Source organism: Streptomyces hamibioticus, assembly GCF_047946815.1.
GTDB lineage: Bacteria > Actinomycetota > Actinomycetes > Streptomycetales > Streptomycetaceae > Streptomyces.
The window spans coordinates 3940313-3964297 of sequence record NZ_JBKKQY010000001.1; the positions used below are offsets into that span (position 1 = coordinate 3940313).

At 72.1% G+C, this 23985-nt stretch carries 13 protein-coding genes, 1 tRNA gene, 1 rRNA gene, 1 pseudogene and 1 riboswitch; of the genes and pseudogenes, 9 read left to right on the forward strand and 7 right to left on the reverse strand.

Annotation, left to right across the window (positions count from 1 at the left end):
• Window positions 1-284 precede the first annotated feature (284 nt).
• From ACLGIH_RS17750 to ACLGIH_RS17765, 4 genes are all read left to right on the forward strand, one after another.
• Entirely contained in the window at window positions 285-1406 is a 1122-nt protein-coding gene (locus ACLGIH_RS17750; RefSeq protein ID WP_416529411.1) for an alginate lyase family protein, read from the forward strand.
• Between the two features lie 117 nt (window positions 1407-1523).
• Window positions 1524-1597, forward strand: a tRNA-Met gene (locus ACLGIH_RS17755).
• A 414-nt stretch (window positions 1598-2011) separates the two neighbouring features.
• On the forward strand, window positions 2012-3136 hold the full coding sequence (locus tag ACLGIH_RS17760; RefSeq protein ID WP_416526217.1) for a PP2C family protein-serine/threonine phosphatase: 1125 nt from the start codon (window positions 2012-2014) through the stop codon (window positions 3134-3136).
• 294 nt (window positions 3137-3430) lie between these two features.
• A riboswitch (cyclic di-AMP (ydaO/yuaA leader) is annotated at window positions 3431-3598 on the forward strand.
• A 12-nt stretch (window positions 3599-3610) separates the two neighbouring features.
• A complete protein-coding gene (locus tag ACLGIH_RS17765) occupies window positions 3611-4642 on the forward strand; it encodes a M23 family metallopeptidase (RefSeq protein ID WP_416526218.1) in 1032 nt (343 codons plus the stop codon).
• On the opposite strand, the gene ACLGIH_RS17770 is transcribed toward ACLGIH_RS17765, so the two are convergent.
• The 4 genes from ACLGIH_RS17770 to ACLGIH_RS17785 all read right to left on the reverse strand — a co-directional run bounded on the left by ACLGIH_RS17770 (window position 4632) and on the right by ACLGIH_RS17785 (window position 9804).
• Window positions 4632-6125, reverse strand: coding sequence for a PrsW family intramembrane metalloprotease (locus ACLGIH_RS17770; protein WP_416526219.1), 1494 nt, complete (start codon window positions 6123-6125; stop codon window positions 4632-4634). The two genes, ACLGIH_RS17765 and ACLGIH_RS17770, sit on opposite strands and share 11 nt — an antisense overlap.
• 56 nt (window positions 6126-6181) lie before the next feature.
• Complete coding sequence (gene trmB / locus ACLGIH_RS17775) at window positions 6182-7018, reverse strand: tRNA (guanosine(46)-N7)-methyltransferase TrmB (protein ID WP_416526220.1); 837 nt, start codon at window positions 7016-7018, stop codon at window positions 6182-6184.
• Between the two features lie 80 nt (window positions 7019-7098).
• Window positions 7099-8331 (reverse strand): L-2-hydroxyglutarate oxidase, encoded by a 1233-nt coding sequence (gene lhgO, locus ACLGIH_RS17780; RefSeq protein ID WP_416526221.1) that lies wholly within the window; start codon window positions 8329-8331, stop codon window positions 7099-7101.
• A gap of 48 nt (window positions 8332-8379) precedes the next feature.
• The gene (locus ACLGIH_RS17785; RefSeq protein WP_416526222.1) at window positions 8380-9804 is read right to left on the reverse strand and encodes an NsdA family TPR-like regulatory protein; all 1425 of its coding nucleotides are present in this window, start codon (window positions 9802-9804) and stop codon (window positions 8380-8382) included.
• 682 nt (window positions 9805-10486) lie between these two features.
• Between ACLGIH_RS17785 and ACLGIH_RS17790 the strand changes: the two genes are divergently transcribed.
• Window positions 10487-12691, forward strand: coding sequence for an asparagine synthase-related protein (locus ACLGIH_RS17790; protein ID WP_416526223.1), 2205 nt, complete (start codon window positions 10487-10489; stop codon window positions 12689-12691).
• A gap of 479 nt (window positions 12692-13170) precedes the next feature.
• Here the strand turns inward: ACLGIH_RS17790 and ACLGIH_RS17795 are convergent, their stop codons facing one another.
• Both ACLGIH_RS17795 and ACLGIH_RS17800 read right to left on the reverse strand, forming a co-directional pair.
• Window positions 13171-15054: a sigma-70 family RNA polymerase sigma factor gene (locus ACLGIH_RS17795; protein ID WP_416526224.1), complete on the reverse strand. Its 1884-nt coding sequence runs from the start codon at window positions 15052-15054 to the stop codon at window positions 13171-13173.
• A gap of 175 nt (window positions 15055-15229) precedes the next feature.
• Window positions 15230-16003: a TetR/AcrR family transcriptional regulator gene (locus ACLGIH_RS17800; RefSeq protein ID WP_416526225.1), complete on the reverse strand. Its 774-nt coding sequence runs from the start codon at window positions 16001-16003 to the stop codon at window positions 15230-15232.
• Window positions 16004-16373: 370 nt separating this feature from the next.
• Here ACLGIH_RS17800 and ACLGIH_RS17805 point away from each other — a divergent pair.
• Together ACLGIH_RS17805 and ACLGIH_RS17810 are read left to right on the forward strand one after the other, a co-directional pair.
• A pseudogene (locus ACLGIH_RS17805) lies at window positions 16374-17784 on the forward strand (NAD(P)/FAD-dependent oxidoreductase).
• A gap of 172 nt (window positions 17785-17956) precedes the next feature.
• Window positions 17957-19609: an ATP-binding SpoIIE family protein phosphatase gene (locus tag ACLGIH_RS17810; protein WP_416526226.1), complete on the forward strand. Its 1653-nt coding sequence runs from the start codon at window positions 17957-17959 to the stop codon at window positions 19607-19609.
• Window positions 19610-19648: 39 nt separating this feature from the next.
• Here ACLGIH_RS17810 and ACLGIH_RS17815 read toward each other — a convergent pair whose 3' ends face one another.
• Window positions 19649-20923 carry an MDR family MFS transporter gene (locus ACLGIH_RS17815; protein WP_416529412.1) on the reverse strand — a complete coding sequence of 425 codons (1275 nt, stop codon included), beginning with the start codon at window positions 20921-20923 and terminating at the stop codon, window positions 19649-19651.
• A 123-nt stretch (window positions 20924-21046) separates the two neighbouring features.
• Here ACLGIH_RS17815 and ACLGIH_RS17820 point away from each other — a divergent pair, with 123 nt between their 5' ends.
• The gene (locus ACLGIH_RS17820; RefSeq protein ID WP_416526227.1) at window positions 21047-21595 is read left to right on the forward strand and encodes a MarR family winged helix-turn-helix transcriptional regulator; all 549 of its coding nucleotides are present in this window, start codon (window positions 21047-21049) and stop codon (window positions 21593-21595) included.
• A 586-nt stretch (window positions 21596-22181) separates the two neighbouring features.
• Window positions 22182-23711, forward strand: a 16S ribosomal RNA gene (locus tag ACLGIH_RS17825).
• Window positions 23712-23985: the final 274 nt, after the last annotated feature.

Consider the following 23985-nt stretch of genomic DNA (forward strand, 5'->3'; position numbering starts at 1 on the left):
CGACCGCCGTCTCCCGGGCTGACCGAGGGCCCTCTCCCGGGCCGACCGGCCTCCACCTTCCGGGCCGACCGGCCCTCACCTCCGGGGGCGACCGGAGCGGCGGCCGATCGGCCCAATCCGACCTGCGGCCCGCCCACGGCCCGGGCACGCTGCCAGTGACCGTCCCGGAGGCCGACGCGGAGGTGGCGATGAGGTCAGTGGGCAGGCGGGCGACGGCCCTGGTCGCCGGGTTCCTCGCCGCGGGGCTGCTCGCCGCGTGCGGTCAGGAACCGGGCAGCCGGTCGATGGTGCGGGCGCTGCCCGCCGACGCCGAGTTCGCCCACCCCGGCGTGCTCGTCAGCCGGGCCCAGCTGGACACCGTACGCGAGAACGCCACCGCCGGCCGGGAGCCGTGGCTCACGGCGTATCTGAGCATGCGGGACAGCGACTACGGGTCGTACAAGCACCGGGCCCGGCCCTTCGAGACCGTCTTCTGCCCCGCCGGGAAGAAGGCCGGCCGCGGCTGCGAGGAGGAGCGTGAGGACGCCATCGCCGCCTACACCCAGGCCCTGCTGTTCGCCGTCAACGGCAAGGAACAGCACGCGGCCAAGGCCCGGCAGATCATGGACGCCTGGTCGGCGAAGCTGAGGGAGCACACCGGGGACAACGCCGGGCTCCAGGCCGGGTGGACCGCGTCGACCTGGGCCCGGGCCGCCGAGATCGTGCGGTACACGCCGGGCGCGGGCTGGCCGGCCGACCGGGTACGGCGCTTCGAGGAGATGCTGCGCACCGCCCACCTGTCCGTGCTGACGGAGAAGGTCCCCGACTTCAACGGCAACTGGGACCTGATCATGACCGACGGCGCGATCTCCGCCGCCGTGTTCCTCGACGACCACAAGGCCTTCAACGACGCCCTCGAGCGCTTCCGGGACCGGGTGCCCGCCTACTTCTACCTGGAGAAGGACGGCAGGCTGCCGCTGACTCCGGCCGGCAGCTCCATCGACACCCCGAAGCGGCTGGCGTCGTACTGGTTCGAGCAGACGGAGTACAAGGACGGCGTCACCCAGGAGACCTGCCGGAACTTCGCGCACGTCGGCTACTCGATCGCCGCCACCGCGCACATCGCCGAGACCGCCTGGCACCAGGGCGTCGACCTGTACGGCGAGGCCGAGGAGCGGCTGAAGGCCGCCCTCGACCTGCACGCCCGCCACCAGCTGGCCGGGTCGGCGCCGAAGTGGCTGTGCGGCGGCAGGACCGAGCGGAACCTGGGGCCCGACCTGGAGGTCGCCCTCAACCACCTGGAGAACCGGCTCGGCCTCTCCGTCCCCACCGCGCACGAACTCGCCGCGAAGATGCGGCCGGCCGGCACCGACGACCTGTTCGTCTCCTGGGAGACCCTGACCCACGCGGACAACCCGGGGGAATGAGCAGGGAGCGGGAGGGCGCGGGAGGGCGGTGAGAAGGGCGCGGGAAGGAGTGGGACGGGTCACGCACAACCCGTGTGCTTCGCGTCCCGCACATGGCGTACACTGGTGACACAACGACGCGGGGTGGAGCAGCTCGGTAGCTCGCTGGGCTCATAACCCAGAGGTCGCAGGTTCAAATCCTGTCCCCGCTACTGAAGGCCGACGGCCGGAATCCATAAGGGTTCCGGCCGTCGGTGTGTTTGCACCTCCCTCTGTGCCCCCTGCGCTCCATGGGTCCCGTGTGCCCCGTGCGCCCCATGCGCCTCCTGTGCTGCTCCCTGCGCCTCCCTTCGGCGGTTACGTCATCCGGTCGGCCCTCACCGCTCGCTCCCCGCCCCCACCGGGGGAAACCTGGACGGGCGGGACGGGAAGCGGCGTGGCCGTGTGTGCGTGGCGGGAGACGAGTGGTGCGGCCTGGTGATCAGGACGGGGGACCGGACGAGGGCCCGTACGGAGGCTCGGACGAGAGCCCGAATCCCAGACGGCGCCGGACCGGCCGAACTCCCACGCACTCCGCCCCCACGCACTCCGCCCCCACGCCGTCCGCTCCCGCCCCGCCCGCCCCCGTGCCCCCGGTCTCCGCACCGCCCGGTCCCGGCCGCCGCGAGCCGCGGCGCATCCCGTACGCCCGGACCCTGGTGCGCCTGCTCCCGGTGCTGCTGATCGTCGGCGGTGCCGTGTACGACGTCTTCACCCCCCGGTACTTCACCGCCGGGCCCCTGTACACGGCCGCGCCCCTGATCGCCGCCCCGCTCTACTCGCGGCGCGGCACGGTGCTCACGGGGGCGGCGACCGTCGCCGTCGTGAGCACGTTGCAGCTCACGCTCGGCGTCGCCCATCGGATCGACTCGATCACCGAGCTGATCACCATCGCGACGGTCGCGGTCCTCGCCGTCCTGGTCAACGCCTTCGTGCGGCGGACCGGCGAGCGCCTCGCCTCCGCCCGCGAGATCGCCGAGGCGGCCCAGCGGGCGGTGCTGCCCGAGCCCGCGGAGCGGATCGGCGGCTTCGAGATCGCGGCCCGCTACGAGGCGGCCCAGGCGGACGCCTTCATCGGCGGCGACCTGTACGCCGTGCAGGACAGCCCGCACGGGGTCCGGCTCATCGTGGGGGACGTGCGCGGCAAGGGCATGGGCGCGGTGGCGGCGGTGGCCGTGGTGATCGGGGCGTTCCGGGAGGCCGCCGAGCAGGAGGCGACGCTGGAGGCGGTCGCGCAGCGGCTGGAGCGGGCGCTGGCCCGCGAGGGTGCCCGCCGTGCGGGGCTGGACGCCTACGAGGGCTTCACCACCGCCGTACTCGCCGAACTCCCGCACGGCGACGGGGTCGTGCGCCTCGTCAACCGCGGCCATCCGCCGCCGCTGCTGCTGCACGCCGACGGCACCCTGCGCGCGCTGACCGCCTGCCACACCGCCCTGCCGCTCGGCATGGGGGAGCTGGGCGGGTGGCCCGACCGGGCCGAGGAGACCGGGTTCCCCGGCGGGGCCACGCTGCTGCTCCACACCGACGGGCTGTCCGAGGCCCGCGATGCCCGCGGTGCGTTCTACGACCCCCGGGCCCGGCTCGCCGGCCGGGTGTTCCGGCGTCCCGGCGAACTGCTCGACGCGCTCGCCGACGACGTGCACCGGCACACGGGGGGCGGCACGACGGACGACATGGCGCTGCTCGCCGTGCGCCGGCCGCACGGTCCCTGACCACCCGCCCTCATCATCCGCCCCTGATCACCCGTTCTTGATCATTGTCACGAGTCGTGACCGGTCGAGCGCCCTCCGATAACAACTGATACAACGTCAGGTGTTGAAACTTGAACGACGGCGGGTGGGGCTGCGCTGAGGCCGAGTCAACTCGCCCGGTTTTCGCCGCTCCTGGGGCCTGTGTCCGTGGCGAGATCGTTAATGATCAAGAGGAACGGCTTGGAATAAGAGCCTCGGGTCTATTAACGTTCGATAACGCAGCGCGGTCGTCCCAGCCGTCACAGAAGGCGGCTCCGCGCGCACGCGCCGAATCCTTCGCAGAGATGCGCAGGAACCGGGGAACCACCACCTTGGGGTGAATCGCGCGTATGGCGCCGTGGAGACACGGCTCGTATACGCGCGTAGGAGACCTTCCTGCTCCGAACCCGTCAGCTAACCCGGTAGGCGGAGAAGGAAGGAAAGGAGTACGCCCACGTGGCGTCCAACCGGCCTGCCCCCGAGGCCCCGTTCGTGCCGAACCAGCGCGACAGCGACACCTTCGCCTATGGCGCACCCCGCAGCGACGACGGTCCGTGGGAGGAGTGGAACCCCACCGCGGAGTCCGTCCGGCCCGTCCGCGGCCGGCACCGTGTCGCCAAGCAGCGCGGCGGACTCGCCCGCAGCTCCACGGTCCTCGGCGTCGGTGTCATAGCCGCCGTCGGAGCGGGCGGCATGGCCAGCGCGCAGACCGGCAAGCCGCCGGTGTCGATCTCCATGCCCGACCTGCCGAACGTCGGCTCCCTCATCTCGGACGAGGAGAAGGCCCCCGAGGGCTCCGCGACGCCGCTCAGCAACCTCGCCGTGGCGTCCGCGGACACCGACGAGGGCGCCGCCGACGCCGGTGAGGCGCTGCGGGCGCGGATCATGGCGCAGGCCGAACAGCAGCAGGACCAGGTCGAGAGCAAGGCCGCCGCCGAGGCCCGGGCCGCCGCCGAGAAGAAGGCCGCGGAGGCCGCCGAGAAGGCGGCCCAGGAGGCGGAGGCCAAGGCCGCGGCCGCGAAGAAGAAGGCCGAAGAGGAGGCCCGCAAGAAGGCCGAGGCCGAGCGGCTGGCGCAGCTCGCCAAGCAGTACGCGCTGCCGACCTCCTCGTACACCATCTCCTCCACCTTCGGGCAGGCCGGTGCCTACTGGTCCTCCGGCCACCACACCGGCCTCGACTTCGCCGCACCCACGGGCACGCTGCTCAAGGCCGTGCACAGCGGCACCATCACGTCCGCCGGCTGGGACGGGTCGTACGGCTACAAGACGGTGCTCACCCTCGATGACGGCACCGAGATCTGGTACGCCCACCAGTCCTCCATCAGCGTCAGCGTCGGCCAGAAGGTCACCACCGGCGAGGTCATCGGCCGCGTCGGCGCCACGGGCAACGTGACCGGGGCCCACCTCCACCTGGAGGTGCACCCCGAGGGGTCCGGCTCCGGCGTGGACCCGCTGGCCTGGCTGCGGAGCAAGGGCCTCAACGTCTGACGCCCTCACGGTCACTCCGCCCTGAACCCCGGCGGTCCTGGCGGCGACCCCCCGACGTCAGGGCTGCCGGTTGTGCCGGTCGCGCTGGTTGCGCCGGTTCATGAGCGGTACGGGTGGTGGTACGGGTCGGCGGGTACGGGGCGTACGGTGCGTGCCGCCCGTAGGGCCCGTACGGCTGGTGCGGGCCGTACGCGGGCCAGGGCGGGGGCATCACGGGTACCGGCGGTGCCGTGGCCCGGGCCGCGTAGTCCAGGGCCGGGCGCGCTGCCTCCCGGCGCCGCCACAGCTCCTCCAGCAGCCGCCGTTCCCGTACGACGAAGTCGGCGCCCGCCCTGCCCCGGCCGCCCCGGTGCCGGAGGAACGCCAGCGAGGTCGCGTACGCCTCGTACTCCGCCACCGCCCGTGCCGCCGCCTTCCCGGCGTGGCGCCGGGCGTGGTCGCGGGCGATGCGGCGGGCGCGCATCGAGCCGAGCGCGAAGGGCTCGGCCGGCGCCAGCCACCCGGCCGCGACGTACGCGGCCAGCTCGGCCCGGACGGTGCGCAGCCCGCGCTGCCGGGTCCAGATCACCAGCCAGGTGAGCAGGCCGAACACGGGCACCATGAAGGTCGCGTACACGGCGAAGAAGCCGTACTCGCCGAAGGACGTCGAGCCGTTCCACAGGGCGTGCATGCCCATCGCGAGGAGCAGTCCGGCCGGCGGGAGCAGCATGCGGCGGACGCGTCCGGCCCGCCGGGCGTCCGCGGACAGCGCGGCGATGCCGAAGCCGATGCCGGTGAGCACCGTGAAGAGCGGATGGGCGAACGGCGACATCACGATGCGGACGAAGAACGTCGCCGCGGTGACGGAGGCGATGCCGCGGTCTCCGGCGAGCTGGTCGGTGCCGAAGGCGGTGCCGAGGTAGAGGATGTTCTCGGTGAAGGCGAAGCCGGTCGCGGTGACGCCCGCGATGACGACGCCGTCGAGGATGCCGGTGAAGTGGTGGCGGCGGAAGAGGAAGACCAGGAGGACGGCGGCGGCCTTCGCGGTCTCCTCGACGATCGGGGCTATGACGGTGGCGCCGAGTGTGTCGGCGCCGGTCGGGTCGGCGGTGGCCGTGGCTATCCAGCGGGTCGCGAAGCTGTTGGCGACGATCGCTATCAGTGCCGCTGCGCAGGCGCCCCAGGCGAAGGAGAAGAGCAGGTCGCGCCAGGGGCCGGGCGCGACGCGGTCCAGCCAGCGGAACGCGGCCAGCAGGAGGGGGACGGGCAGGACGGCGAGTCCCAGGCCGACCAGGAAGCCCTCCGTGCCGGTCTGCTCGCGGACCAGGGCCAGGATGACCAGGCCGGAGAGGGCGAGCAGGGTGCTCAGAGCGCCGTAACGCACCCAGGTGCGTTGCCACCAGCGGGGCTGGTGCGGGTTGTGGCCGGTGGTGCGGGCCAGGTGGCGGATCGGGGGCGGGTACGGCGACTGGTCCGGCGGCTGGTACGGCGGGCAGGTGGCCACGGCATCGACCCTAACGAGACGGGGGCGCCGACCTCGGCGAGCGGGCGGGGTCGGCTTCAGGCACCGGTGGGGTGATCTTTTCGGCTGGGGTGTACGCGGCGGAAGAGCAGGTCGTTCACCACATGACCCTTGTCCAGTCCCTGGCCCTCGAAACGGGTCAGCGGACGGTGGGCGGGACGAGGCGCGAAACCGCCGTCGGGCTGGGTGTTCTCGAAGTCGGGGTGTGCGGTGAAGACCTCGAGCATCTGCTCGGCGTACGGCTCCCAGTCGGTGGCGCAGTGGGCGATGGCGCCGGGCTTGAGCCGGGAGGCGGCCAGGGTGAGGAACTCCGGCTGGATCAGCCGGCGCTTGTGGTGCCGCTTCTTGGGCCAGGGGTCGGGGAAGTAGACGCGGAGCCCGTCGAGGGAGTCGGGGGCGAGCATCTCGCGGAGCAGGATGATCGCGTCGCCGTTGCCGACGCGGATGTTGGTCAGGCCGTCCTGGTCGGCGAGGTTGAGCAGGTTGCCCTGGCCGGGGGTGTGGACGTCCACGGCGAGGATGTTGGTGTCCGGGTCGGCGGCGGCCATCCGGGCGGTGGCCTCGCCCATGCCGAAGCCGATCTCCAGGACGACGGGGTTGGCGTTGCCGAAGAGATCGGTGAGGTCGATGACGCGTCGGCCGTCGATGTCCAGCCCCCACTTGTGCCACAGCCGCTGAAGGGCGTCCGCCTGGCCGGCGGTCACCCTGCTGCGGCGCGGCTGGAAGCTCCGGATCCGCCGCTCGAAGTGCGCACCGGCGGGGTCGGCCTTGGGGCCGTCGGGGAAGCGGGGTTCGCCCTTTGCCCGGGCGCGGCGGAGCGACCCGCCGGGCGCGCGACCGGTGGGGTGTTCGGGGGCGTGGTGGGAGTCAGACACAGTGGAGTCGATTTTACGGTGTGTGCGGTTTGCCTTTGCCTTTGCCTTTGCCCGCGGCGCCGCGGGCGGCGCCCCGCGTCTCAGCAGCGGCCCAGTGCCGTCAGTGCTCTGCGGGCCACCTCCCGGCCGATCGGCAGGGACGCCGTCGCCGCCGGGGACGGCGCGTTCAGTACGTGGACCGCCCGTGACCCCTCCCGGATCAGGAAGTCGTCCACCAGCGTCCCGTCCGCCAGGACGGCCTGCGCCCGCACCCCCGCCGCCGTCGGCACCAGGTCGCCCTCCGTCACCGCGGGCAGCAGTCTGCGCACCGCCGTCGTGAAGGCTCCCTTGGCCAGGGAGCGTCGCAGCTCTCCCGCTCCGTACCGCCAGTGCTGCCGGGCGATGTGCCAGGAGCCGGGCCAGGTGAGCGTGGCGGCCAGCTCGCGGGGGCGCAGCACGCCCCAGCCGTAGCCCTCCCGGGCCAGGGCCGGCACCGCGTTGGGCCCGATGTGCACGCTCCCGTCGATTCCGCGGGTCAGGTGCACGCCGAGGAAGGGGAAGGCCGGGTCCGGGACCGGGTAGACCAGGCCCCGCACCAGCTCCGGTCGCGCCAGCTCGTAGTACTCGCCACGGAAGGGGACGATCCGCATCTCGGGGTCGTCCCCGGTCATCCGGGCGATCTCGTCGCAGTAGAGCCCGGCGCAGTTGACCAGGACCCGGCCGCGGACCACGTCACCGGATCGCGTACGGACCGCGACACCGAGGGACGGGCGGCGGTCGATGCGGACCGCCTCCGCGCCGTAGCGGATCTCCGCGCCCGAGGACTCGGCCAGCTGCCGGGCGACGGCGACGTAGTCGCAGGTGCCGGTCGTGGCGACGTGTATCGCCGCCAGGCCGCGGACCTCCGGTTCGTACTCCGTGATCTGGGCGGCGCCCAGCTCGCGGACCGGGATGCCGTTCTCCCGGCCGCGCTGGACCAGGGCGTGCAGCCGGGGCAGCTCCGCGCGGTCGGTGGCGACGATCAGCTTGCCGGTGACGGAGTGCGGGATGTCGTACTCCGCGCAGAATTTCACCATCTCCGCGGCGCCCCGCACCGCGTAGCGCGCCTTGAGGGAGCCGGGGCGGTAGTAGATGCCGCTGTGGATCACTCCGCTGTTGCGGCCCGTCTGGTGGCGGGCCGGGCCCGGTTCCTTCTCCAGCACCGTTACCCGTGTGCCCGGGGCGGCGCGGGTGATCGCGTGCGCCGTCGACAGGCCGATGATGCCGCCGCCGATCACCAGCACGTCGCAGTCGTAAGCGATCACCTGTTCCACCTCCCGGGTTCGATAGTGCACTGCGCCACTGACAATCGCCTCAAACCCGGGAGCGGGCGCGGCTTCGGATCAGGCCGGGGTCATCAGGAGCGGACGGGCGCGCTCGCGCAGTTCCACGACGCGCGGCTCGTCACCGTACGGCTCCAGGCGGTGCAGCAGGTCCTTCACGTACTCGGTGGTGCGGGCCGAGGAGATGCGGCCGGCCACCTCCACCGCCCGCACGCCCTGCTCGCAGGCCGCGTCCAGGTTGCCCGACTCCAGTTCGGCGACCGCCGACACGACCAGGCGCAGGCCGTGGGAGCGGACGAACTCCTCCGTCGGTCTGGACAGGGCCTGCTCCGTGAAGCGGCGGACCTGGCGTGGGGCCTTCAGATCGCGGTAGCACTCGGCGGCGTCGGCGGCGAAGCGGTCGTAGGAGTAGAAGCCGAGCCAGTTCGGGTCGCTGTCGCCGGGCCGGGCGCGCTCCAGCCAGCTCTCGGCCGCCTTGAGGGCGCCGCCGGCCGCCTGCGCGTCGCCGGCGCGCGCGTGTGCCCGGGCCTCGACCAGCCGGAAGAAGCTCATGGTGCGGGCCGTGGCCAGCCCGCGGTTGCGTTCCAGGGCCGCCTGGGCGAGGTCCACTCCCTCGTCGCCGAAGCCGCGGTACGTGGCTTGGAGGGACATCGAGGCGAGCACGTAGCCGCCCAGGGGGACGTCCGCCGCCGCGCGGGCCAGGCGCAGGGCCTGGATGTAGTAGCGCTGGGCCGCCTCCTGCTGGCCGGTGTCGAAGGCCATCCAGCCGGCCAGTCGGGTCAGTTCGGCGGCGGCGCCGAACAGGGCGCGGCCGACATCGTCGGAGTAGGAGCCGAGCAGGAGGGGCGCGGCCTCGACTCGTAAGCACTCGGGCACCATGGACGATCGCCAGTCGCCGCCGCCGTACTTGGAGTCCCAGCGACGGGCGTCCTCGGCGGCCTCGCGCAGCTTCTGCACATCACTGTGGCCGACTTTGATCGGTGCGCCGGAGCCCTCCACCGGGCTCGCGTCCCGCGCCACCGAGCTGTCGGCCGGGGTTATCAGCCACCGCGAGGCGGGCGTTGCGTATGCGCTCACTGCGAACGAGCCGGCGAGCGACTGCCAGATGCCGCCGCCACCCGCGCGGCGGCCGGCGAGGTCGAGACGGTACAACTCGGTTGCCGAGCGCACCGCCTGTCCCACGTCTCTGGGGAAGGCGAGGCCCACTTCGGGCGCGGGGTCGGCGTCGGCCAGGCCGATCTCGTGGAGCGGCACCGGACGGCCGAGCTTCTGGCCGATGGCGGCGGCGATGAGGTGCGGCGCCGCACCCTGCGGCACCATGCCCTTCGACACCCAGCGCGCCACGGACGTCTTGTCGTAGCGAAGTGTCAGGCCTCGTTGGGCGCCAAGGTCGTTGACGCGTCGTGCGAGGCCTGCGTTGGAGATTCCCGCGAGGGCGAGAACGGCGCCGAGCTTTTCGTTCGGCCCGCGTTGCTCCCTGGACATGCGCCACCCCTCGACACAGACGGCTGCCGCGCTGGCATAACCATGCGGCATTCGTAAACCCAGCGTAGTTCGCCGCATCCCAAGCGTTAAGAGGCATTGTTCCGGATGGCGGGATTGTGGTCCGTACTGAAGTGCGGCCTCTGTACGGACTGTTGCCGTGTGCTCCCGATGTGTGGCCGTGCGCCCGCCCGTGCGCTCTACTCCGGCCATCGGGGGAGCGGTTCCATGGGCCGTGCGTGGGTCGGCCCGCTGTACTGGATCCAGCGGGCTGGGGGACACCGCCGCCTTCATCCCCGCGGGCGGCGGACCGGTCCGGGAGGCGTGGCCCGTCTCCCGGACTGCGCGCCGGACCAGGGGCGCGCGGGCCTGTACGGAGCGTGTTCGAGCGTGTCTCCGTGACGGCGATTTGGCCGAAAATCGATCCCGCCTCTTTCGGGTGACGACCGCTCCCACCATGGCAGTTGAGGGCGCGTTGGGTGTCTTTGGGGCGCGTAACGGGGGCGCATTCGCGTCGAAGTCCTGGCGGACGGACGGAGTGTCGGCGTCCACGCGCGCGCTTCGCAGGGGCGCACGGGAGGGAGCACAAGCGGCTCCGCCGACGCTCCGGGGGCGCACCCTTCATGGCAGCATGGGGAACCAGTTCGTACGGTGCACTGGTTGTCCACAGCCTGTGGAGGCGGCGATGCGGTGGTTGGTGGGATGGAGCAGCACCGCCTCGGGAGCCGTGGGGAGCGCGGGGTTCGCGGAGGCCGGGGGGCCTGGCGGGCCCGTTGGTGCCGGGGGAGCCGGCTCCGCGGGGGCCACCGGGTACGACGGCGAGACCGTGCACCCGGTCGGGTCCCAACTGCTGTGGGGCGACCCCGATCCGCTGTGGGCCGTCGGTGACTGGCGCCCCGACGAGGTGCGCGTCGTGTCCGCCGACCCCCAGACCCGCATCGCCGTCCTCGGCATCTGCGGCGCGACGGACGAGCAGCTGCGGGTCGCGCTGTTCGCCGCGCGGGGCGGCGCGCTCCGGCACCTGACCGCCTGGCCCGGCAGCTACACGGCCGTCGTCCAGGTGGGCCGGCGGGTGATGGTCTGCGGCGATCTCGCGGGCGCGCGCCCGGTGTTCTACACCCCCTGGGCCGGCGGCACGGCGTACGCCACGGCGGCGCTGCCGCTGGCCGACCTCATCGAGGCCAACCTCGACTTCGGTCATCTCGCCGCGCTGCTGGCCGCTCCCGACGTACCGGCCGCGCTGGACGACTCCACCCCGTACGACGGCGTGAAGCGCATTCCCCCGGGGCATGCGCTGATCCTGCGTGCCGGGGCGCGCGAGATCGCCGGGTACGAGCCGGTGGCCTCGCTCGCGGTGGCGGCCCCCGCGGCCGACCCGGACAGCGCGGTGGACGGCGTACGGGACGCGCTGGTGGAGGCGGTGCGGACGCGGCTCGCCGCGCCGCGGCACGTGCCGGGCGACGGCATCGACCCCGGGCCGGTGCCCGGCATGGGCCCCGCGGAACGGCGTGCCGCGCGCGGGATGCCGGTGCCGGGGATCGGGGCGGATCTGTCCGGGGGACCGGCGTCCGGCACGCTGGCGCTGCTGGCGGCCGGGCTGCCGGGGATGCCGGGGATGCCGGGGGCCGTGCTCGGCCACGGGGCCGGCGCGGGCGAGCGGCTGCTGGCCGTCACCTTCAACGACCTCGCCGTCGGCGGGCGGGAGGCCGAGCTGGAGCGTGCCGGGGCGCTGGCGGGCAACCCGCGGCTGCACCACGTGGTGGTCACCGGAGGCGAGGAGGCGCTGCCGTACGCCGACCTGGACGGGCCGCTGACGGACGAGCCGGGGGCGTGCCTGGTGGCCGCGGCGCGGCACCGGATGCGGCTGGCGGCCGGGAGCGCGGACCACTTCACCGGGTACGGCGCCCGGCAGGTGCTCGACGCGCACCCGGCGCGGCTGGCCGACCTGCTGATGGACCGCAAGCGGCGTCATCTGGTGCGGCCGGTCGCGGCGCTGGCCAAGGCGGACGGGTCGGTGATGGTTCCGGCGCGGGTGTACGCCGCGGCGCGGCGGCTGGCGCGGACGCCGTACCGGGTGGGGCTGGAGGCGCTCGCCGAGCAGCTGCGCCGCCGGCGGTTCGACGTGATGCCGGGCGGGGCGGCGGGCGGTGGCGGCGACTGGGCCGGGGCGGGCGCCCTGGAGGCGTCGCTCGCGGCACTGACCTGGGGCAGACCCGGGCCTGCGGCACGGTGGCTGACCGGGGAGGCGCTGGCTGAAGTATCGGTTCGGCTGCAGACGGCGATGCAGCGGTCGGGGGTGGGGCCGGGGCAGCGGCCCGGTGACTTCCGTGCGCGTGCGGCGCTGGCCCGGCAGGCGGCGGAGGTGCGGGTGCTGGAGCAGGCCGCGGAGATCCGCTCGCAGCGGCTGCACGTGCCGTTCCTCGACAACCAGGTCGTGCGCGCGTGCCGGGCGCTGCCGGAGGCGCTGCGGGTGCGGCCCGGAGCGCGGGGGGCGATCCTGCGTACGGTGCTGGAGGGTGCCGGGGTGAGCGAGCTGCCGAGCGGCTGGGGGACCCCGACCCAGGCAGTGGCGACGGCGACGGCGCGGGCGGGGGTGCGGGTGGCGGCGGACACCTTGCTGGGGTTGTTCGAGAGGCCGCTGCTGGCGGAGGCGGGGTTGGTCGAGGCGCGGGTCGTGCGGAAGGCCCTGCGGGCGGCCGCGGCGGGGGAGGCGTTGCCGTTGGACGGGCTGGCGGACCTGATCTCCCTGGAGCTGTGGCTGCTCCGGCTGCTCGCGCGGCGGGGCACGTGCTGGACGGGAACGCCCGCGCGGGCACGCGCGGTACCGGCGGGGATCGTGCCGCAGCGGGGGGCGTTGGGCGGCGGGGTGCCTCGGGCGGTGCGGCAGTAGGCGCGTGCGGGTGGTCGGGGGTGTGCGTCTTATGCCTGCGGCGCCTGTGCGGGTGGGGTGGGGGTGTGCGTCTTATGCCTGCGGCGCCTGTGCGGGTGGTCGGGGGTGCGCGTCTCATGCCTGCGGCGCCTGTGCGGGTTCGGTGGGGGTGCGCGTAGCGCCCAGGGTTCGGTGGGTGGTTCGGGGCCGCGCCGGGGGGTGTCCGTCCTCGGAACGTCGCGGAATCGGTCTGTTGTAGAGGGTGCCCGTGTTGACGCGACAACCGCTGCGGGCGGACACCCCCCGGCACGTCCCCTTCCCGCCGCGGGCGGCTGCGGGCAGCGCCCAGGTCGGTCGTCCCTTCCCGCCGTGGGCGGCTGCGGGTGGCGGATCGGGCCAGGCGTCGCTTTCGCGCCGCGGGCGGCTGCGGGCGCGGACCTCGCTGGGCCCGGGCGCGGGCGGTACGCCGTTCCGCCGGGCTGCGTGACGCCCCGCCGTCGCTACGTGCAGGTGAACCGGGATTCCGCCCAGTCCGCGAGTGCCACGTTGTCGAAGGGGCCGTGCGGTTCGACCACCAGTCGTACCGTCTCCCGGCCCGCGACGTTCACCTGCACGGGAACCGCCGGATCGCCACCCTTGACGATCCCGGACCGCCAGAGCTGGACCCCGTCGGCATGGACCGAGAAGCGGACCTTGCCGAGCTTCATCGTCAGGTCGTCGACGCCGACCAGGGCGTCGTACGAGGAGCACTCGCGGTTGAGGTCGATGGTGACCGCGGAGCGCCCGTGCACCGTGACGCCGTGCGCGTACCGCTCGTCGGCGATCGACACCTCCGACCGCTGCCACGCCCAACTGCTCTCCCCCAGCCGCATCTCGGGCCGCGTACCGTCACCGGCGACGTCGTACGACAGCTCACTCCAGCGGTAGACCTCCGGGGCGGGCGGAGGTGGAGTCGGTGGTGGCGGGGAGGGTGAGGGAGGAGGTGGCGGCGTCGGTGGCGGCGTCGGTGTCGGTGTTGGTGTGAGGGGCGGCGTGGGCTTCGGGGTGGGGGGTGGTGTCGGCGTCGGTGTCGGGGTCGGCGTGGGTGTGAGGGGTGGTGTCGGGGGCTCGGCTGCCGCCGGTGGGGCCGGCCTCGGTGGTGGGGGAGGTTCCGGTGACGGCTGTGCCGCCGGTGCGGACGCCGCAGGGGCCGCCTTCGGCGGTGGCGGCGGGCCCGGGCTCTCGCTGCCGGCCAGGGCCAGGACCACCGCCGCGATTCCCGCGGCCACGACACCGGCGGCGATCCCCGCCTTCACCGGCGCCCCCAGCCCTTCGGACGCCGCCGCCCCGCCCGACGCGCCGCCGCTCGACGCCGCCGCTGCCCCGGCGGCACCCGCCGTTCCCACGCCACCGGCGAGGAACCCGGCCGCCTTGGCGTACCCGGCGGCGCCGAACCAGCCGATGACCGCGACGGGTACGACGGCGGGGATACCGCTCGCCACCTCCTCGATCTGGCTGGCGGCCAGCCGGCACCTGACGCACTCCTCCAGATGCTTGCGCAGACCCCGCTCCGCCCGGGTGCGCAGCCGGCCCCGGGCGTACGTGCCGAGCCGGTCGGCATAGCGGGCGCACTCCTCGTCGTCCGCGAGGGTGGCGCTGACGTGGGCCTGGAGATAGGCCTGTTTCAGACCCTCGCGGGCCCGGCTGGCAAGCACGCGCGTGCCGTTGGCGTCCAGGCCGAAGAGCGTGGCGACCTCGCTCGGCGACTCGTCCTCCACCTCCGTGTGCCACAGCACGGCCTGCCAGCGCTCCGGCAACGACCGGAACGCCTGCATGGCCAGGGACTGCTCGGCCTCGTGCAGGGCGCGCACGTCGGCGCCCAGTTCCAGCGTGTCGTCGTCCGAGACCGCCGTCCCCCGTGCCGACTGCGCGGCGAACACCGCGAAGTCGTCGACCAGCTGCTCCCGCCGCGCCGACCGGGTCCAGCCGGCCGCGACCCGGCGGACGGAGGTGAGCAGATACGCGCGGACGGCGTGCTCGGGACCCGAACCGCCGCGCACCGCCTGCAGCATCCGGGCGAAGACCTCGGCGGTCAGGTCGTCAGCCGTGTGGGCGTCCCGGCAGCAGGTGCGGGCGTACCGGCGCACCGCATCGGCGTGGCGCCGGTACAGCTCCTCGTACGCGGAGTCGTCGCCCGAGCGCATCCGTCCGATCAGCTCGGCGTCGGACGGCGTCAGCTCGCGCGGCGGCGGCAGCACGCTGTCCTCGTGCAGCTCGCGCTGGGCCGGGACGCCGGGCCCGTCCTCGGGCACGGCCGCCGGCCCGCCCTGGCTCGGCACCTGCGGCAGACCGCCGGGCTCCGTGTCTCCGTCGTCGGGTGATCCGCCCCGTTCGTCAACGCTCATCGCGGAAAGCCCCCGCCGCCTGACCGATCCGTCCTGAACATCGGGTCAGCGTGTCACAGGGGCTCACGGACGGTACCCCGCAGTAGGCACCATCACCCGTCCGTGGGGAATCGCCCGAACGCAGTACTGAAGACCATTCGTCCGGGGAAGGCTCAAGCGCCCGCGCGCGGCCGGCTCACGCCGGTCGTGAGCGCAGCCCCTCCAGCAGGATGTCGAGCAACCGCGCCGACGCCGCCGCCTGCTGCGCCGCGTCCGGCAGCGAGGGCGCCGCCGTGGCTATCACCAGCAGTACGTCCGACACCGACACGTCCGGCCGCAGTTCCCCCGCCGCGCGCGCCCGCTCCACGAGCCGGCCCACGACCTCCAGGAGCGCAGCCGCCCCGGCGTCGTCCACCGCGGAGTCCCCGCCGGAGGCCGGGAGCGGCTCCTCCGGCACCAGGCGCAGTTCGCCCGGGGCCGGCTGTATCCGCTGCGGCGGCACCCGCGGCTCCACGGTCACCGATCCGTCGGCGCGCTCGTCCGCCACCCCGACCCGCAGCACCTGCGGCGGCAGCAGCCGGACGGCCCCGGAGGCCACCGACGTCCGCAGGAAGCGCGACAGCGCCGACCACGGCTCGTCCTCCTGGCCGAGCGCCGCCCGCGCCTGATCGGTCAGCCGGGCCGTCTCCTCCTCGGCTATCCGCCGCACCAGGACGTCCTTGCTCGGGAAACGCCGGTACACCGTGCCGACCCCGACCCGGGCGCGGCGCGCCACGTCCTCCATCGGCGCCCCGTACCCCAGTTCCCCGAACACCTCGCGCGCCGCGCGCAGCACATGCTCCAGATTGCGCTGGGCGTCCACGCGCAGCGGCGTCGTGCGCGAGGCCTCCCCGCGTCCGTTGCCCGTCGCGGCGCTCATCGTGCCGCCGGTCGCGACGGTGGTCGACCAATGAGGGTCCTGAACATGCATGACAATCCCCCGGTAATGACGTCTCCCCCCGGAGACTCCCCGCCATCGAAAGCCGGAGCGTGCGGATGGGGCCCGCTTTCCGGCCCCGCCCGTCGCGGACCCGATGAGCACATCCCCCACACCCCGTCGACACGAACATAGTTGAGCGAGGGTCAATTCAGAAGGGGCAGGTTCCGCACGGAGCGCCCCTCGATCGGAGTACGGATCGTATACGTCCCGAATGCGTCCCCTCCCGATTGCCTCCGGGACGCCGCTGACCTGGTCGTTTCCCCGGCGGCGCGGCAAGTCGCCCGGGATCGCGCGTCCGGGGGCTCCGGTCACACAAATCGCCGGGCCTGTGGACAAACGCAAGCGGCGGGTGCGTCATGGGATGGTGAAGGAACGTGCGCGCATTCTCGTTGTCGGCGGCGGCTACGTCGGGATGTACACGGCCCTGCGGCTGCAACGCAGGCTCAAGGCCGAGCTGCGTCGGGGCGAGGCCGAGATCACGGTCGTGACGCCCGACCCTTATATGACGTATCAGCCGTTCCTTCCCGAGGCGGCCGCCGGATCGATCTCCCCGCGGCACGTCGTCGTGCCGCTGCGCCGCGTCCTCGACCGGTGCCGGGTCGTCATCGGCGAGGCGCGGTCCGTCGACCACACCGCCCGCACCGCCACCGTCACCACCCTCGCCACCGAGGAGGAGGGCCGGGGCGCCCAGCGGCTGTCCTACGACCATCTCGTCCTCGCCCCCGGGTCGGTCTCGCGCACCCTGCCCATCCCCGGCCTCGCCGACCACGGCATCGGCTTCAAGACCGTCGAGGAGGCCATCGGCCTGCGCAACCACGTCATCGAGCAGATGGACATCGCCTCCTCCACCCGCGACCCCGCCCTGCGTGACGCCGCCCTCACCTTCGTCTTCGTCGGCGGCGGCTACGCGGGCGTGGAGGCGCTCGGCGAACTGGAGGACATGGCCCGCTACGCAGCCCGCTACTACCACAACGTCAAACCCGAGGACATGAAGTGGATCCTCGTCGAGGCGACGGGCCGCATCCTGCCCGAGGTCGGCGAGGACCTGGGCCGCTACACGATCACCGAACTGCGCCGCCGCAACATCGACGTGCGCCTGCGGACCCGGCTGGAGTCGTGCGCCGACCGCGTCGTCGTCCTCAGCGACGGCTCCCGCTTCCCCACCCGTACCGTCGTCTGGACGGCCGGCGTCAAACCCCATCCGTTGCTGGACGCCACGGACCTGCCCCGCGACGGGCGCGGCCGGCTCAAGTGCACCCCCCCGGCTGACCGTCGAGGGCGTCACGCACGCGTGGGCCGCGGGAGACGCCGCCGCCGTCCCCGACGTCACCGCCGGGGGCGCCCCCCGGACTCCGGGCTCCGGGGGCGAAGCCGGCAGGGACTGCGCCCCCAACGCCCAGCACGCCCTGCGCCAGGCCAAGGTGCTCGGCGACAACATCGCCCACGCCCTGCGCGGCGAGCCCCTTGAGACCTACGCGCACAAGTACGCGGGCTCGGTGGCCTCCCTCGGCTTCCACAAGGGCGTCGCGCACGTCTACGGACGCAGGCTCAAGGGCTACCCGGCGTGGTTCATGCACCGCGCCTACCACCTCAGCCGCGTCCCCACCGTCAACCGCAAGGCGCGCGTCCTGGCCGAATGGACCCTCTCCGGCCTCTTCAAACGGGAGATCGTCTCGCTGGGTTCACTCGAACACCCCCGGGCGGAGTTCGAACTCGCTGCCGGTGGAAAGCCTTCCCAGGAGCCCCCGGACAACCCGAAGGGGTCGTCCTGACCGCACCCAGGAACTCCACCGGCCGGCCCGGCGTCTGACGGATGTCGGTCCGGTCGGCACCCTGCCAGACTGGTCCACCACCGCGGGCGGGCCGCCGCTCGCCCCCGCGCGGCCCCCGGGGCCCCGGCCGGTCCCGGAGCCGGCCGCCCACAACTACACGAGGCAAGGATTCGTGAACTTCACGCGCTGGAGCGCCCGATTCCCCGGTACGCAGCGCCGCGCAGCCGCGCGGACCGACACGACGACGATCACCCCCGACCGACGGGGAGACGGCTCCGTGCCCGCCGCCCGCGCCGAACAGCTGACCGACGATGCGCCGCACATGCCCGCCGTCGACGACGTGCCGGTGCGCGACGTCCTCGACCGCGTCCCCGCCCTCGTCGCCCTCGTCCACGGCCCCGACCACCGCATCGCCTACGTCAACGACGCCTACACGGCGGCCTTCGGCGTCCGCCCCCTGGGCGAGCGCGCCCACGAGGCCCTCCCCGAGCTGGCCGAGCTGGGCCTCTTCCCGCTCCTCGACCAGGTCCAGCGCAGCGGCCGCCCCCGCACCCTGAAGTCCCGCAAGGCACCCGACGGCCGCTCCTACACCTTCACCTGCACCCCGGTCACCGAGGACGGCCGGCACGACGGCCGGGGCGTGCTGGTCTTCGCCACCGACGTCACCGACCACGCCGAGGCCGCCGAACGCCTGCGCGCGAGCGAACGCCGACAGCGCGAAACCGCCGTCACCCTCCAGCGCTCCCTCCTCCCCCAGGAGCTGGACCAGCCCGACGACCTGCGCATCGCCGCCACCTACCACCCCGGCGGCACGGAAGCCGCGGTCGGCGGCGACTGGTACGACGTGATCACCCTCGGCGGCGGCCGCACCGCCCTGGTCATCGGCGACGTCATGGGCCGGGGCGTGAGGGCCGCGGCGGTCATGGGCCAGCTCCGTACGGCGGTGCGGGCCTACGCCCGCCTCGACCTGCCCCCGCACGAGATCCTCCAGCTCCTCGACGGCCTGGCCACCGAGATCGACGCCAACCAGATCGCCACGTGCGTGTACGCCATCCACGACCCCAACGAGGGCCGGCTGGTGTACGCCTCCGCCGGGCACCTGCCCATCCTGGTCCGCGACGAGAGCGGCCGGGTCCTGCGCGCCGACGAACCGACCGGCCCGCCGCTGGGCACCGGCGGCTGGATCCACACCTCCGGCTCCGTCCCGCTGGGCCCCGGCTCCACCGCCGTCCTCTACACGGACGGCCTGGTGGAACGCCGGAACGAGGATCTGGACGAGGGCATCGCCGCCCTGCAGGGCGCCCTGGCCGGCGCCACCGGCACGCCCCAGGTGGTCTGCGACCGCCTGGTCCGCTCGGCGGGCGTCACCGCCGACCACGACGACGACGTCGCCGTCCTGGTCCTCCAACACCCGGCGCGCAGCGGCGCGGAGAGCGAGTTGTTCCGCAACGCCGCGCTGGAACTGCTCGGCGGCGTCGAGGCGGCCCCACGCGCGCGTGCCTTCGCCTCGGGCGTCCTGACCAGCTGGCGCTTCCCCGCCGACCTGCACGACCTGGGCGTCCTGGCCGCGAGCGAACTGGTCGCCAACTCCCTCCAGCACGGCACGCCCCCGATGCGGCTGCGCCTGCGCCGCACCGACCGCCGCCTCATCATCGAGGTCACCGACGGCGACGACCACCTGCCCAGACGCCGTCGCGCGGAACCGGTGGACGAGTCCGGCCGGGGCATCGCCATCGTCGCGACGATCGCCTCCAACTGGGGGTCCCGGCGCACACCGGGCGGGGGCAAGGCGGTGTGGTGCGAGTTCGTCCTGCCGGACCACTGACGCGTCCTGCCGGAGCAGCCACCGGGGCCCCGGGCCGGGTCAGGCCTCGGCGGTCACCGGCTCGGCCGGCGCACCGCCCTGTGTGACCACCCGGCTGCCGGCCTGCGACGGCTGGTTCTGCATGTCGGTGAGCTGCCGCCCCAGCCGCACCGCCAGCACGGTGATGCCCAGCGAGAACAGCAGGAACGTCACGATGTACGGCCCGTGCAGCGAGGCCCCCAGCGGCCCGCCCACCGCGGGCCCGACGGCCAGCGCGAGCTGCTTCACCAGGGCGAACGCGGAGTTGTACTGCCCGGCCATCCCGGCCGGCGCCAGATCGGCGACCAACGGGGCGACCGTCGGCGACAGCATCGCCTCGCCCAGCCCGAACAGCGCGTACGTCGAGATGAACGCGGCCGTCGCCATGGCCTGGCTGCCGTGCCCGAGTCCCGCGTAGCCCGCCACGGCCCACGCGACGGCCCAGATCAGCCCGACCGCGGCTATCACCCGCGACCGCTTGCGCCGCTCCACGAACTTCAGCACCGCGAACTGCGCGACCACGATCACCAGCGTGTTCGCCGCCAGTGCCGTACCCAGCCCGGACGTCGATATCCCGGCGGCCTCCACGCCATAGGCGCTCAGTCCCGATTCGAACTGGCCGTAGCAGGCGAAGAACAGCACGAAACCCAGCACACACAGCTGGACCATGGCCCGGTTGCCCAGCAGCTGCTTCCAGCTGCTGCGCACCGGCTGCCCCGGGGCCTGAGCCATACGGGGCGAGTGCGGCATCCGCACCGTCGCCATGACGGCGACCAGCACCAGGAACACGGCCGCCTCGACGGCGAACAGCAGGGTGAACGACGCGGCGCTGGAGGTGTCGACCAGATGACCGCCGATGAGCCCGCCGACGCCGAGCCCCAGGTTCTGCAGGAAGAACTGCATGGCGAACGCCCGTGACCGGGTCTCCGCCGTCGAGCAGTCCACGATCATCGTCGCGAGCGCCGGCTGCATCACGGCCTGTCCCGCCCCCAGCGCGGCGGCGGACAGCAGCACCGTGCCGGACCGGCCGGACACACCCAGGCTCAGCGCTCCGAGCGCGGCGGTGACCAGGGCGGCGACCAGCACCGGCAGCGGGCCCCGCCGGACGATGACCCGCCCGGCGAACGGCAGCACGATCAGCGCGGCCACGGCGAAGACGGCGAGCACGAGACCCGCCGTCACAGCACCCAGCCCCCGCACCTGCGCCACATAGACGTACAGGTAGGGGACGGTGAAACCGAGCCCGAACGCGCTGAGTGCGTTGCCCACGTGGATCCGGCGCATCGCTGCGCCCATCGCCCTGGTCACGTTCACCTCTCTCAGGAGTTAGGAGTGAAGACTTCGAAACTAAACTTCGAAACTAAAGAGTACACAGCGAAGGACTTCAAGGCAAAGCAGTGGCGTGCCATACTGCGTCCCATGGGCGACACCTCAGAGGCCGGCGAGCCGACACTCGAAGAACAGATCGCCGCCTACCAGCGCGAGTTCCAGGACCTCGACCCCCAGGTCGAGAAGATCGTTTCGGCGCTGTCCCGCCTGAACCGCCGTATGAACGTCGCGTACGGGCGCCAGACGGCCGACCTCGGCATCAGCAACGCCGAGTGGGAGGTCCTCAAGGCGCTCGTCCTCTCCGGTGCCCCCTACCGCCTGGGCCCCGGCGACCTCGCCAAGCGCCTCGGCCTCACGCCGGCCGCCATGACCCACCGCATCGACCGCATGGTCGCGGAGGGGCTGGTCACCCGGGAGCGTGATGAGACCAACCGGGTGCGCGTCATCGTGGAGCTGACCCATGAGGGCCGTCAGAAGTGGCTGGAGGCGATGCGCCTGGCCTCGGTCTTCGAGGAGGATCTCCTCCAGGACCTCTCCCCGGACGAGCGGACGACGCTCGGCGAGGTCCTCACCCGCCTGCTGCGCAGGGTGGAGGACGCCCAGCCGGACGCCGGCGGGCGGCTCAGCGACCTCGACTGACGAGACCGGAAGGCAACGGAGAGCGAGCCGGGGAGCGAGCCGGAGAGGGAGGAGCAGGGGCGCTTGACAGCCACCTGCCCGATCCGTAAGGTTCTTCGGGTTGCCGCAGCGCCGTAACGGTTCTGCGACAGCACTTCCACCGCGCTAGCGGCACCTCAAACCACCAGCACGACCTCCCTCCGGGAACGATTTCGGCATGCCCGTTTTCCATTCCCACCGCGAGTTCACCTCGATTTGGGATTCACGGAGAGAGTCCGCTAAGGTTTGGGACGTCGGAAGGGCCCAACGGCCCGGAAGACAAACCCCGCTGACTGGGGGTCAGGTCGAGAAAAGGATCTGATAGAGTCGGAAACACCGAAGGGAAGCGCCCGGAGGAAAGCCGCGAGAGAGTCTCTCGGGTGAGTACAAAGGAAGCGTCCGTTCCTTGAGAACTCAACAGCGTGCCAAAAGTCAACGCCAGATATGTTGATACCCCGTCTACCGGACCATTTTGGTCTGGTGGCGAGGTTCCTTTGAAAAAATACAGCGAGGACGCTGTGAACGGCCGGGGATATTCCTCCTGGCTGTTCCGCTCCCGTGAAAAGCATTCACGGAGAGTTTGATCCTGGCTCAGGACGAACGCTGGCGGCGTGCTTAACACATGCAAGTCGAACGATGAACCTCCTTCGGGAGGGGATTAGTGGCGAACGGGTGAGTAACACGTGGGCAATCTGCCCTGCACTCTGGGACAAGCCCTGGAAACGGGGTCTAATACCGGATACAACCACTGGGGGCATCCTCTGGTGGTGGAAAGCTCCGGCGGTGCAGGATGAGCCCGCGGCCTATCAGCTAGTTGGTGAGGTAATGGCTCACCAAGGCGACGACGGGTAGCCGGCCTGAGAGGGCGACCGGCCACACTGGGACTGAGACACGGCCCAGACTCCTACGGGAGGCAGCAGTGGGGAATATTGCACAATGGGCGAAAGCCTGATGCAGCGACGCCGCGTGAGGGATGACGGCCTTCGGGTTGTAAACCTCTTTCAGCAGGGAAGAAGCGAAAGTGACGGTACCTGCAGAAGAAGCGCCGGCTAACTACGTGCCAGCAGCCGCGGTAATACGTAGGGCGCAAGCGTTGTCCGGAATTATTGGGCGTAAAGAGCTCGTAGGCGGCTTGTCACGTCGGTTGTGAAAGCCCGGGGCTTAACCCCGGGTCTGCAGTCGATACGGGCAGGCTAGAGTTCGGTAGGGGAGATCGGAATTCCTGGTGTAGCGGTGAAATGCGCAGATATCAGGAGGAACACCGGTGGCGAAGGCGGATCTCTGGGCCGATACTGACGCTGAGGAGCGAAAGCGTGGGGAGCGAACAGGATTAGATACCCTGGTAGTCCACGCCGTAAACGGTGGGCACTAGGTGTGGGCAACATTCCACGTTGTCCGTGCCGCAGCTAACGCATTAAGTGCCCCGCCTGGGGAGTACGGCCGCAAGGCTAAAACTCAAAGGAATTGACGGGGGCCCGCACAAGCGGCGGAGCATGTGGCTTAATTCGACGCAACGCGAAGAACCTTACCAAGGCTTGACATACACCGGAAACATCCAGAGATGGGTGCCCCCTTGTGGTCGGTGTACAGGTGGTGCATGGCTGTCGTCAGCTCGTGTCGTGAGATGTTGGGTTAAGTCCCGCAACGAGCGCAACCCTTGTCCCGTGTTGCCAGCAGGCCCTTGTGGTGCTGGGGACTCACGGGAGACCGCCGGGGTCAACTCGGAGGAAGGTGGGGACGACGTCAAGTCATCATGCCCCTTATGTCTTGGGCTGCACACGTGCTACAATGGCCGGTACAATGAGCTGCGATACCGCGAGGTGGAGCGAATCTCAAAAAGCCGGTCTCAGTTCGGATTGGGGTCTGCAACTCGACCCCATGAAGTCGGAGTCGCTAGTAATCGCAGATCAGCATTGCTGCGGTGAATACGTTCCCGGGCCTTGTACACACCGCCCGTCACGTCACGAAAGTCGGTAACACCCGAAGCCGGTGGCCCAACCCCCTTGTGGGGAGGGAGCTGTCGAAGGTGGGACTGGCGATTGGGACGAAGTCGTAACAAGGTAGCCGTACCGGAAGGTGCGGCTGGATCACCTCCTTTCTAAGGAGCACTTCTAGGCTGCCTCGGCAGTCCAGAGGCCAGTACATCAGCGAGTGTCTGATGCTGGTTGCTCATGGGTGGAACGTTGACTACTCGGCACACTCGGTCTGTTCGGGCCGCTAGTACTGCTCTTCGGAGCGTGGAACGCGGACTACGGGAGGCGGGGGTGTCGGGCACGCTGTTGGGTATCTGAGGGTACGGCCGTGTGGCTGCCTTCAGTTGCCGGCCCCAGTGCACTCGGGAGTTTTTTCCGGGGTGATGGGTGGTTGGTCGT

Bases quoted from the DNA above. Each gene is read 5' to 3' on its own strand.
- ACLGIH_RS17815 (WP_416529412.1), bottom strand. From the start codon at position 20,923: ATGGGCGCAGCGATGCGCCGGATCCACGTGGGCAACGCACTCAGCGCG.
- ACLGIH_RS17790 (WP_416526223.1), top strand. From the start codon at position 10,487: ATGCGGTGGTTGGTGGGATGGAGCAGCACCGCCTCGGGAGCCGTGGGG.
- ACLGIH_RS17820 (WP_416526227.1), top strand. From the start codon at position 21,047: ATGGGCGACACCTCAGAGGCCGGCGAGCCGACACTCGAAGAACAGATC.
- ACLGIH_RS17785 (WP_416526222.1), bottom strand. From the start codon at position 9,804: ATGTCCAGGGAGCAACGCGGGCCGAACGAAAAGCTCGGCGCCGTTCTC.
- ACLGIH_RS17800 (WP_416526225.1), bottom strand. From the start codon at position 16,003: ATGCATGTTCAGGACCCTCATTGGTCGACCACCGTCGCGACCGGCGGC.
- ACLGIH_RS17795 (WP_416526224.1), bottom strand. From the start codon at position 15,054: ATGAGCGTTGACGAACGGGGCGGATCACCCGACGACGGAGACACGGAG.
- ACLGIH_RS17750 (WP_416529411.1), top strand. From the start codon at position 285: ATGGTGCGGGCGCTGCCCGCCGACGCCGAGTTCGCCCACCCCGGCGTG.